General features: G+C 72.5%; 11 protein-coding genes. 5 read left to right on the plus strand and 6 right to left on the minus strand.

Annotated elements, in window-relative coordinates; all coding sequences use genetic code 11:
• From L0B03_RS07995 to L0B03_RS08005, 3 genes are all read left to right on the plus strand, one after another.
• Positions 1–249: exodeoxyribonuclease VII large subunit (locus L0B03_RS07995; RefSeq protein WP_374204913.1), on the plus strand; the 249-nt coding region annotated here is incomplete at its 5' end.
• A complete protein-coding gene (locus L0B03_RS08000) occupies positions 246–506 on the plus strand; it encodes an exodeoxyribonuclease VII small subunit (protein WP_250445287.1) in 261 nt (86 codons plus the stop codon). The genes L0B03_RS07995 and L0B03_RS08000, both read left to right, overlap by 4 nt.
• Positions 503–1,603 (plus strand): carbohydrate kinase, encoded by a 1,101-nt coding sequence (locus L0B03_RS08005; protein ID WP_308200025.1) that lies wholly within the window; start codon positions 503–505, stop codon positions 1,601–1,603. Before L0B03_RS08000 ends, L0B03_RS08005 begins: the two co-directional genes overlap by 4 nt.
• A gap of 106 nt (positions 1,604–1,709) precedes the next feature.
• Here the strand turns inward: L0B03_RS08005 and L0B03_RS08010 are convergent, their stop codons facing one another.
• From L0B03_RS08010 to L0B03_RS08030, 5 genes are read right to left on the minus strand one after another with little or no spacing between them, the layout of a single operon-like run.
• A complete protein-coding gene (locus L0B03_RS08010; protein WP_250445288.1) occupies positions 1,710–2,987 on the minus strand; it encodes a glycoside hydrolase family 15 in 1,278 nt (425 codons plus the stop codon).
• 56 nt (positions 2,988–3,043) lie between these two features.
• A complete protein-coding gene (locus L0B03_RS08015) occupies positions 3,044–4,360 on the minus strand; it encodes an ABC transporter ATP-binding protein (RefSeq protein ID WP_250445289.1) in 1,317 nt (438 codons plus the stop codon).
• A gap of 44 nt (positions 4,361–4,404) precedes the next feature.
• Entirely contained in the window at positions 4,405–5,247 is an 843-nt protein-coding gene (locus tag L0B03_RS08020; RefSeq protein ID WP_284501540.1) for a carbohydrate ABC transporter permease, read from the minus strand.
• A complete protein-coding gene (locus tag L0B03_RS08025; protein WP_250445290.1) occupies positions 5,247–6,242 on the minus strand; it encodes a carbohydrate ABC transporter permease in 996 nt (331 codons plus the stop codon). The genes L0B03_RS08020 and L0B03_RS08025 overlap by 1 nt, the downstream gene beginning before the upstream one ends.
• A complete protein-coding gene (locus L0B03_RS08030) occupies positions 6,239–7,525 on the minus strand; it encodes an extracellular solute-binding protein (protein ID WP_250445291.1) in 1,287 nt (428 codons plus the stop codon). Before L0B03_RS08030 ends, L0B03_RS08025 begins: the two co-directional genes overlap by 4 nt.
• A 125-nt stretch (positions 7,526–7,650) precedes the next feature.
• On the opposite strand from L0B03_RS08030, the gene L0B03_RS08035 reads away from it, so the two are divergent.
• Positions 7,651–8,337 carry a carbonic anhydrase gene (locus L0B03_RS08035; protein WP_250445292.1) on the plus strand — a complete coding sequence of 229 codons (687 nt, stop codon included), beginning with the start codon at positions 7,651–7,653 and terminating at the stop codon, positions 8,335–8,337.
• A 31-nt stretch (positions 8,338–8,368) separates the two neighbouring features.
• Entirely contained in the window at positions 8,369–9,769 is a 1,401-nt protein-coding gene (locus L0B03_RS08040; protein WP_250445293.1) for an aspartate ammonia-lyase, read from the plus strand.
• A gap of 24 nt (positions 9,770–9,793) precedes the next feature.
• On the opposite strand, the gene L0B03_RS08045 is transcribed toward L0B03_RS08040, so the two are convergent.
• Positions 9,794–11,404 (minus strand): gamma-glutamyltransferase (locus tag L0B03_RS08045; RefSeq protein WP_250445294.1); only part of this gene is annotated, 1,611 nt, incomplete at its 5' end.

Below are 11,404 nucleotides of genomic sequence, written 5' to 3' on the forward strand. Positions count from 1 at the left end.
TGGCCTCCGACTTCCGGCGACGTCAGCAGGCCCGCGGCCCAGGTGCGCGCCCTGAGTCCGGCCGCCACCCTGGACCGCGGGTACGCGGTCGTCCAGCACGGCGACGGCCTCGTGCTGCGTGACCCCGCCGAGGTCGACGTCGGTCAGGTCCTGCGCATCCGGGTCGCCCGCGGCGAGCTGTCGGCGACGGCCGGCCCGGCGGACCCGCGGTTTACTGGACCCGAGCACGAGGACGAAGGAGCGACGTGACAGCCGACGGAAGCCAGGGCGAGGCCATCGCCGACCTCAGCTATGAGCAGGCCCGCGACGAGCTGGTGACGGTCGTCTCCCGGCTCGAGACGGGCGGCGAGACCCTCGAGGGCTCCCTGGCGCTCTGGGAGCGTGGTGAGGCCCTCGCCCAGCGCTGCCAGGAGTGGCTCGACGGCGCTCGCGCGAGGCTCGACGCCGCCCGCGCCGCAGGACCCGACCAGTCCCCTCCCTCGACGACGAGCAAGGACCAGACATGACCGAGCCTGCCTCCCCCACCGAACACCCGGACGGCCCCGCCATCCCGGACCAGCCCGGTGCCGAGCCCGTGGGCCTCGACGCGCCCCCCTCCGGGGTGATCGAGCGGGACCGGACCGAGGGGGCGATGGACCCGGGCACCGAGCCCTCCCCCGAGGTGATGGTCGACGAGTCCGAGCGCCGCGCCCTGGTCATCGGGGAGGCGCTGATCGACGTGGTGCGCCGCCCAGACGGCTCCACCGAGGAGCACCCCGGGGGGAGCCCGGCGAACGTCGCCCTCGGCCTCGCGCGGCTCGGTCGCCCCGTCGACCTGCTCACCTGGTTCGGCCCCGACGCCCACGGTGACCTGCTGCGCGGCCACCTGAGCGGCAACGGGGTGACGATCAGCCCGGGCAGCGACTCGGCCGAGCGGACCTCGGTCGCGACCGCGACCCTCGACGAGCAGGGCACGGCCAGCTACGACTTCGACCTCTCGTGGCACGTGCCCGAGCGGTGGGCGGCGCCGGTGACCCCTCCGCTCGTGGTGCACACCGGGTCCATCGCCGCAGTCCTCGAGCCCGGCGGGCCCGACGTGGCACACGTCCTCGAGGCCCGCCGGGAGTCGGCGACGATCACCTACGACCCCAACCTCCGGCCCTCGCTCATGCCCCCCGCCGACCAGACCCGCGAGGTCGTCGAACGCCTCGTGGCCCTCGCCGACGTGGTCAAGGTCAGCGACGAGGACCTCGCCTGGCTCGAGCCCGGCGTCGAGCCCCTCGAGATCGCGCGACGGTGGGTGCAGGCAGGGCCCGCACTGGTCGTCGTCACGCGGGGCGGCGAGGGGGCGACCGGCATCCTGGCCACCGGCCACGAGGTCGACGTCGCCGCGCCCCGGGTCACCGTCGCGGACACGGTCGGCGCGGGCGACTCCTTCATGGGCGGTCTGATCGACGGTCTGTGGTCGGCGCAGCTCCTCGGCGCGGAGAACCGTGAGGCGCTGAACGCGGCCCCCGCCGAGACCCTGCGCGGGGTCCTCGAACGATGCGCCGAGATCGCGGCGATCACGGTGAGCCGAGCGGGGGCCAACCCCCCGAACCGGAGCGAGGTCACCGAGGCCTGAGCCCGGAGCGACCGCGGCCCGTTCCCCATCACCCCTTTTTCGATCACCCCGTTCCCGATCAGTCCTCCCCCGATCGGCTCATCCTCGCCAGGCCGGTCTCCTCACGTCACCCGGTCTGTTCGAGCCGGTCCAGCTCGTCCAAGGTGATGAGGACGGTCGAGGCCGTCCAGGCCAGCGGGGCCACGGCCGAGGGGCTGCCGTCCCACAGCACCTTCTCGGGCAGGGCGCCGCGCTCGGTCCGGTGCGCGTCGAGCCAGTCGAGCCAGTGCTCGGCCTGCTCGACGTCCCCCGAGGCCGCAGCGGTCAGGGCCCAGATCGCGGTCTCGGGGGTCCAGGAGATGCCGTCGGACTTCCATCCCTCGCCCGGTGCGAGCCCGCCCGCAGGGCGCGCCATGCCCGCGGCAGCCGCGCCCCAGGCCTCGGCCACCTCGGCCTCGAGCGGGGCGAAGGGCGGCATGAGGAAGGCCACCGACGTGTCGCGATCCTCCCCGCCGAGGTGCCGCGGATAACCGTCAGGTGCGAACTGCTCGTCCACGGCCCGGCTCAGCAGGGCCTCGACATCCGCCGCAGACGGCGCCCCCAACGCCTCGAGCACCGGCCCGACGGCACGGACCCCGGCCAGCAGGGGGGCGAGCGTGCCGAGGGTCGGTGCCGTCTCGCGGACCTCCCAGTAGTCGGGGAACACCCCGGGCACCCCGGTCACCGGATCGACGTTCGACCGGATGGCGTCCAGGGACCGTACGACCAGCGGGCGGAGCCCCTCGAGGTCGGCGTCACGCTGCGCGCCGGGCTCGGCCTCGGCGTACCACTCGCCCACCGCCCACAGCACCCAGCCGTTGCCGTCGAGCTGCAGACCTCGCTGATCAGGGACCGAGCCCGTGCCGTCGGGCAGGTACCGGGCGTCGAAGACCCCCTCGGTCGAGGCGACGTCCTGCATGACGCGCAGGTAGTCGAGGACCTCGACCGCGTCCTCGGTGTGGCCCGTCCGGGCGAGGGCCACCGCGGTGAAGGAGGCGTCCCGCGGCCAGACGTAGCGCCAGGCCGGGTTGGCCCCGGCGATCGCGGCCCCGCCGGGCAGGACCAGGGCGTCGAGGTCGCGCAAGGCCTGCTCGGCCATGTCGGCGTAGTCCTCGGGGCCCGGCACGGTGCCGCTCTCGATCCAGAGGTTCTGCTCGAGACGGTGCGCGGGGTCGTCCTGCGCGGTCGGGTCGTCGAGGACCACCTGGGGCAGGCCCCCGGCGTCGACCACGATCCCGTCGGCGTACAGCGGGATCTCCTCGTACCGAGGCTCCACCTGCCACACCGCGACCCCTGCCGTCGCCAGCGCGACGACCGCGGCCGCCGCCCCCACCGTCACGGCACGACGGGAGGGGGGCCAAGGCATGGCGCGACGATAGTCGCTGGGTCAAGGGAGCGCCGACACCGCCCGGGCGTCGCAGGTCAGGAGGCGGCCCGTGCACCTCCGCCGGAGGCCCGCTCGGTCTCGCGCCGCTCCTTGCGCTCCGCGACCCTCTTCTCACGGGCCTGGGCACGCTCGAGGGCCGCCTTGCGGTCGGCCTCGTTCTCCTCCTCGATGCGGACCACGGCCTCCTCGTCACGGGTCAGGTTCTCCCCGGTCTCGGGGTCGAAGACCATCAGGCGGGCCGGGTCGAACCAGAGCTGGGCCTCGTCCCCGTCGCGCACGTCGCTCTCCGAGCTCAGCGCCACGATGACCTGGGTGCGCATCCCCTCGCCGTCGAGGTCCCGGTCGAGCTCCTCGAGCTTGGCCGCGACGTCCGGGTGGGTGTCGAAGGGGATGTAGGCGTAGAGCTCGGACCCCAGCCACTCGGTCACGTCGATCTCCGCGTCGAACCGCACGCCCCCCGCGGCCTTGTCCTCCTCGAGCAGAGCCGCGTCCTCGACGTGCTCGGGCCGCAGGCCCACGATGACGAGCTTGCGGTCCCCGATGCGCTCGCGCAGGGGGCCGTCGATCGGCACCTGCGCGAAGGGCAGACGCATGGTCCCCCCGTCGACCTCGCCCGGCAGGAAGTTCATCGGCGGGGATCCGATGAACCCCGCGACGAAGAGGTTGATCGGCTGCTCGTACAGCCCGCGGGGGCTCGCGACCTGCTGGAGCTCGCCCTTCTTGAGCACCGCGACCCGGTCCCCGAGGGTCAGGGCCTCGGTCTGGTCATGGGTCACGTACACCGTCGTGGTGCCGAGCCGGCGCTGCATGCGCGCGATCTCGGTGCGCATCTGCCCACGGAGCTTGGCGTCGAGGTTGGACAGCGGCTCGTCGAAGAGGAAGGCCTCGGCCTCCCGCACGATCGCCCGCCCCATCGCGACCCGCTGCCGCTGCCCACCCGAGAGGTTGGCGGGCTTGCGGTCCAGGTGGTCGCCCAGCTCGAGGGTGTCGGCCGCGAGGTTGACCTTGCGGTCGATCTCCTCCTGGCTGAACTGGCCCTTCGTCAGCCGCAGCGGGAAGGCGATGTTCTCGTAGACGGTCAGGTGCGGGTAGAGGGCGTAGTTCTGGAAGACCATGGCGAGATGTCGGTCCCGCGGGGCCTTCTCGTTGACCCGCGTGCCCCCGATCTCGAGGTCCCCCGAGGTGATGTCCTCGAGCCCGACGATCATCCGCAGCAAGGTGGACTTCCCGCAGCCGGAGGGCCCCACGAGGATGACGAACTCGCCGTCGGCGATCTCGAGGCTGACGCCCTTCACGGCCGGGAAGCCGTCGGCGTACTTCTTGACGATGTCCTTCAGGACGATGGAAGCCATGGGATCTCCTCGCGGTCTGGGCGGGTGGTGGGCTGGACGGGCGCTCAGCCCTTGACCGCGCCCTGAGTGAGGCCGGACACGATCTGACGCTGGAACAGCAGCACGAGCACGACCACGGGGACGGTGACCACCACGGCCGCGGCGGAGATGGACCCGGTGGGCTCCTCGAACTGCGAGGCGCCCGTGAAGAAGGCCAGCGCCGCGGGCACCGGCCTCGCGGCCTCGGTCGAGGTCAACGAGATGCCGTAGACGAAGTCGTTCCAGGCGATGAAGAAGGCGATCAGCGCCGTGGTGAACACCCCCGGGGCCGCGAGCGGCACGATCGCCTTGCGGAAGGCCTGCCAGCTCGTCGCGCCGTCGACCTGCGCGGCCTGCTCGAGCTCCCAGGGGATCTGCCGGAAGAAGGCCGACAGGGTCCAGATCGAGATCGGCAGGGTGAGCGAGAGGTACGGGATGATCAGCCCGGCCCAGGTGTCGTACAGGCCGATGCTCCGCCACACGTTGAACAGCGGGGTCACCAGGGAGATGATCGGGAAGATCGAGACCCCGAGGGCCGTGGTGAGCACGACCCGCTTGCCCGGGAAGTCGAGCCGCGCGATCGCGTAGGCCGCCAGGGTCGCCAGCACGACGGCGATCCCGGTCGCGATGAGCGAGATCCCCACCGAGTTGCGCAGGGCCGACAGGAACAGGCCCTGCGCGTCCCCGACGAGGATCTGCTCGTAGTTGCCCCAGGTCGGCGTCGGGGGCAGAAAGGTGCCCGAGTTGAGCTCGCTGGGGAGCTTGAAGCTCGTCGCCGCGACCGCGGCCACCGGGAAGAGCGCGTACACGAGGACGAGGACCGTGATGACCCCCCACCACACGCGCTGCTTGGTGCTCAGCCCAGTCATCAGCTCTCCCCCCTCGCGCCGGCCAGATCGACCTTGAACAGCTTGATCGCCGCGAAGCAGATGGCGATGACGCACACGAAGAGCAGGACCGAGATCGCCGACCCGAGGCCGATCTCGAGCCGGGAGATCGACTGGTCGTAGGCGAGCAGCGAGAGGACCTGGGTGTTGTTGGCGCCGCCGGTCATGATGAAGACGTTGTCGAAGATCCGGAAGGCGTCCAGGGCGCGGAACAGGACGGCGACCATGATCGCGGCCTTCATGTTCGGGATGACCACGCGCTTGAGCCGCTGCCACCACGTGGCGCCGTCGACCTCGGCGGCCTCCTCGAGATCGCTCGGCACCTGCGCGAGACCCGCGAGCAGCAGCAGGGAGATGAACGGCGTCGTCTTCCAGATCTCCGAGGCCATGATGACGAACAGGCTGGGCCCGGTCTCGGCGAACCAGTTGAGGTTCTCGTCGATGCCCGGCACCCAGTCGAACCACGAGTTCACGAAGCCCGAGCTGATGTCGAAGGCGTAGAACCACGCGAAGGCCGAGACCACCGTGATGATCCCGTAGGGCACCAGGATCGCGGTGCGCAGCAGCCCCCGGAGCTGGCGGACCGCCCGGTGCATCACCAGCGCCAGGGCGAAGCCGAGGACCAGCTCGACCAGCACGGTCACCACGGTGATGAAGACGGTCACCAGCATCGAGGACCAGAAGACCGGATCGGTGAGGATCATCGAGTAGTTGCCCAGACCGATGAACTCACGCTCGTCCTGGGCCGTCAGCTTGAACCGGAAGAGCGAGTCGTAGGTGGCCTGGAGGATCGGGTACGCCGTGACGGCGAGCATGACCACGAAGGCCGGCCCGGCCAGGTACCACCCGAGGCGGGCCTCCGCCCTGGTGCGGTCGCTGCGCTCGGCCTCGTGCCCGCGACGGACCTCGGCCTCCTCCTGCTCGGCCGCGGCCCGGGGGGTTCGCCCACCGGCCGCCGGGGTGATCTGGGTGCTCACAGCAGGCGCTCCCCTCGCAGGACGGCGGTGATGAACTCGGCCGAGCTGGCCGGTGTCGAGCCCGGGTCGACGGCCGAGGCGGGGTACCAGGTCTCCTGGAGCCCGGTCGAGACCTCGTTGTAGAAGGGGGTCTGCGGTCGGGGCTCGGCCTGCTCGAGGGACTCACGGATCAGGTCGGCCATCGGGAAGGCGTCCTGGACCTGGGGATCGTCGTAGGCCGCTGTCGAGGCGGGCGGGTTGCCGTTGGTCGCGAAGTACTCGGCCTGGTTCTCCGGCGTCGCGATGCACTCGGCGGCCTCGAGGGCCAGGTCGGTGTGCTCCGAGAACGCCCCGACGCCGATGTTGATGCCGCCGTACGGCGGGCGGCTCTCCTCGCCCTCGACCACCTGCGGGTACATCGCCCAGCCGATGTCCTCGAGCACCTCGGCGTCGAGGGTCCCGGCGTCCACGGCGTCGACCGTCGCGGTCCAGACGAAGGGCCAGTTGACCATGAAGGAGGCCCGGTCCCCCTGGAAGACCGAGAGGTTGGCGTTCTCGTCCGCGGTCGGCAGCCCGGGCCCGCCGAGCCCGCCACCGCCGATCTCGCCCATGATCCTGGCGGCCTCCTGGCCTGCCTCGGAGTCCAGGCCGAGGGTGATCTCGTCCGTCGGCGCCTCGGGGTTCTCGACGATGGTGCCCCCGGCCGAGGCGACCAGGGCGTTGATCCACACGGTCATCGACTCGGCCTTGGTCCCCTGCACGCCCAGGACGAGGTCCTGCTCCTCGACGACCTCGATGAGCTGGTCCCAGGTGACCGGCTCGTCCAGGTCGAGCCCGGCCTCCTCGACCACCGACTCGCGGTACCAGAGCAGCTGGGTGTTGGCCCAGAAGGGGACGGTCACGAGCTCGTCCTCCCAGGTCGCCCCGGCCAGGGCCCCGGCGACGACGTCCTCGCTCACGCGCTCGGCCATGTCGGCCGGGATCTCGGCGAGGAAGCCGGCGTTGGCGAACTCGGGGATGAACGGAGGGTCCAGGCTCATGAGGTCGATCGAGGAGTCCTCGGCCGCCAGGCGCCGGGCCAGCTGCTGCCGCTGCTCGCTAGCCTCACGGGGCAGGTTCGAGACCTCGATGCGGTAGGCGCCGTCGGCCTCCTCGGTGCACCTCTGGGCGATCACGGCCTGACCGCCTGCGTCGGGGTTGGTGTACCAGGTCAGGGTCGGCGGGCCGTCCTGCCCGCCGCACCCCGCGAGCACCACCGCGGCCGTGAGGCCGAGGGCCCCCGCCGCTGCTCTGCGTCGTCGCACCGCCACTCCTGCCGTCCGAGGGCCGTCGCCGTCGACCGCCCTGCGACATGGCTACACCGCCCCCGGTCGGCCCGCCACCCGAGACGGCGTCGACGCAGGTCGGTGTCGACCTGCAAGATGTGCCCATGCCACGGAACCTCACCCCTGCCCAGGCGTGGACCGCTCTCGTCGAGGGCAACGACCGCTTCGTCCGCGGGGAGATGGAGCACCCTTCCCAGGGCGTCGACCACCGGACCGAGACGAGCACCGCGCAGTACCCCTTCGCGGTCGTCTTCGGGTGCTCGGACTCCCGCGTCGCCGCGGAGATCGTCTTCGACCAGGGCCTCGGTGACCTCTTCGTCGTGCGGACCGCGGGCCACGTGGTCGACACCACGGTGATCGGCTCGATCGAGTTCGGCGTCTCCGTGCTCGGCGCCCCGCTCGTCATCGTGCTGGGCCACGACTCCTGCGGGGCCGTGGGCGCCGCCGCCGAGGCCCTCTCGACCGGCCGGATGCCCAGCGGCTTCGTCCGTGCGGTCGTGGACCGCGTGATCCCCAGCATCGTCAACCTGCCCGAGCCGGGGTCCCAGGACGCCACCGCGCACGACGCCGACCGCCCGATGCTCCCGCCGAACCCCGCGACGCTCGGCCGCGAGCACGTGCGGCACACGGTGCGGATGCTGCAGAGCTACTCGGCGGCCCTGAGCGAGGCCGTGGCCGAGGGGCGCTGCGCCGTCGTCGGGCTCGAGTACGCCCTCGCCGAGGGCCGGGTCCGGCTGGTCGAGGCCGCAGGAGACCTGGGCGAGACGACGACGGGACCCCAGCCGGGCTGAGCGCGCCGCGTTCGGTGCGAGGATGGCGAGCATGACTGAGGAGAGCTACCGCATCGAGCGCGACACGATGGGCGAGGTCCGGGTCCCGGCCGACGCCCTGTACCGCGCCCAGACCCAGCGCGCCGTCGAGAATTTCCCCATCTCGGGGACCCCGCTCGAGCGCGGCCACATCGAGGCCCTGGCCCGTGTCAAGAAGGCCGCGGCCCGCGCCAACGCCGAGCTCGGCGTCCTGCCGGCCGACGTCGCCGCCGCGATCGTCACCGCAGCCGACGAGGTCGCCACGGGGGGCCACGACGCCCACTTCCCGGTCGACGTCTTCCAGACCGGCTCGGGCACCTCGTCGAACATGAACATGAACGAGGTCCTCGCCACCCTCGCCTCCCGCACGCTCGGCCGCGAGGTCCACCCCAACGACCACGTCAACGCCTCGCAGTCCTCGAACGACGTCTTCCCCACCTCGGTGCACGTCGCGGCCGCCGCGGGGGTCGTGCGTGACCTCGTCCCGGCCCTGCGGCACCTCGAGGCGTCCCTCAGCCGGCAGGGCGAGGCCCTGGCCGACGTCGTGAAGTCCGGTCGGACCCACCTCATGGACGCGACCCCCGTGACCCTCGGCCAGGAGTTCGGCGGCTACGCGGCAGCCATCCGCTACGGCGTCGAGCGCCTCGAGGGCGCCCTGCCGCGCGCCGCCGAGGTACCCCTGGGCGGGACGGCCGTCGGCACCGGCATCAACACCCCGGCCGGCTTCCCGCAGCAGGTCATCGGCTTCCTCCGGGAGGACACCGACCTGCCCATCACCGAGGCGCGGGACCACTTCGAGGCCCAGAGCGCGCGTGACGGCCTGGTCGAGCTCTCGGGGGCGCTGCGGACCATCGCCGTGAGCCTGACGAAGATCTGCAACGACCTGCGCTGGATGGGCTCGGGCCCGAACACGGGCCTGGCCGAGATCTTCCTGCCGGACCTCCAGCCTGGCTCCTCGATCATGCCCGGGAAGGTCAACCCCGTGGTGCCCGAGGCCGTGCTCATGGTCGCGGCCCGCGTGGTCGGCAACGACGCGACCGTCGCCTGGGCCGGGGCCACCGGGACCTTCGAGCTCAACGTGCAGATCCCGGTGATCGCCCAGGGGGTGCTCGAGTCGATCCGGCTCCTGGCCAACGCCTCGCGGGTGCTGGCCGACCGGACCATCGACGGCATCGTGCCGAACGTCGAGCGGGCCCGCGCCTACGCCGAGTCCTCGCCCTCGATCGTCACCCCGCTCAACCGCGTGATCGGCTACGAGGCAGCGGCCAAGGTCGCCAAGCACGCCGTCGCCGAGAAGGTCACCGTGCGGCAGGCCGTGGTGGACCTCGGCTTCGTCGAACGCGGCGAGGTCACCGAGGCCCAGCTCGACGAGGCCCTCGACGTCATGTCGATGACCCGGCCGCCGGTCGGCTGAGCCGCCGCGTCCCCGACAGGCTCGTCAGTCCGCGTCGTCCTCGGGGAGGTCCGCCTCTCCGAGGACGACGAGGTCGGCCTCGCGCCGGGTGTCGACGGTGCCCGTGACCTCGCCGGACTCCCAGTCGATCTCGAGGGCCTGCACCGAGCCGAAGAGGTAGAGCCCGCGGTCGACCGGGCCGGTCACGCCCCAGCCTCGACCGCGCAGGGCGTCCCCCACCTCCCCGGGGGGCAGTGTCTCGAACTGCACCTCGCCGTCGGAGGCGAAGAACCGCGGTGCCGCGATCGCCTCCTCGAGGCTCTGACCGTGCAGGGCCCAGCGGGACAGCACGTCCCCCAGCACCATCGGGATCCGCTCGCCCCCCGGGGAGCCGAGCCCCAGCACCGCCCGGCCCTGGTCGTCCAGGACGACAGCGGGCAGACCCCAGCTGACCGACCGTCGGCCGGCCTGAGGGGTGTTCTGCCCCCCCGCACCCACCGCGAAGCGCACCATCTGGTTGTTGAGGAAGTACCCGTCGACGTACTGCTCCGAGCCCCAGAAGTAGGTCAGGGTGTTCGTCATCGAGACGACCGTGCCGTCCCGGTCGACGATGGTCAGGTGGGTGGTCTCCCCCGGCTTGTCGGCAAGGTCGGAGCCGGGGTCCAGGCCCAGCTCTGCCGGGTCCAGCTCTTCGAGGCCCCCGAGGTCGGACACCCCGGGCACGACGGTGTCGGTCGAGGTGCTCGAGGCCCCGGCGAGGGAGGCGGCGACGGCCGCGTTGGCCGCCTGGTCGGTGATCTCCTCGACCGGGACGTCGACGAAGTCCGGGTCGGCGAGCTCGGCGTCGACCGTCGCCGCGGCGTGGTCCCAGGCGGCCGCGAGCTGGTGCACGTAGTCGGCAGAGCCCGGGGCCGCGACCCCGGCCCCGAGCGCCTCCGCGACCTGCAGCATCTGGATCAGCGCCACGCCGGGCAGGGCGGGGGCCGCCCCGACCACCTCGTAGCTGCCCACGGTGCCGCTGGGCGGCTGACCGACCTGGACCTCGTACGCCGCGAGGGAGGCGGCGTCGATCCCTCCGACCGCGGCGCTCACCGCGGCGCCGAGGGAGCCGTCGTAGAAGGCGTCAGGCCCCTCCTGGGCGAGGACGTCGATCGTGCGGGCCAGGTCCTCCTGCACGACGGCCTGGCCCGCGGCGAGGGGCTGACCGCCGGGGTAGAGGTGGGGCAGACCGCCCGCGGCACGCCCACCGGCGTTGCTCCGGAGCTGGTCGGCGAGCATCTGCGAGGCGGGGTGGCCCTCGCGGGCCAGCCGGGCGGCGGGCTCCAGGAGCCGGGACCACTCGAGCACGCCGTGCTCGGCGTGCAGCACCTCGAGGCCCCGCACGAACCCCGGGACCCCGGCGTCGCTCTCGGGGACCGCCCCCGAGGCGGGCACGACCTCGCGGAAGTCGTACCAGACGGGTTCCTGCCCGGCGGGCACCAGGATGGCGGACCCGCCGCCACCGATCCCCGAGGCGAAGGGCTCGACCACGCTCACCGCGAAGGCGACCGCGACCGCGGCGTCGGCCGCCGTACCGCCGTCGGCGAGCACCTCGGCCCCGACCTGCGTCGCGAGGGGGTGCCCGGCATTGACCGCGGCGTTCTGCAGAAAGTCGGA

This window comes from Actinotalea sp. C106 (assembly GCF_023630195.1).
GTDB lineage: Bacteria > Actinomycetota > Actinomycetes > Actinomycetales > Cellulomonadaceae > Actinotalea.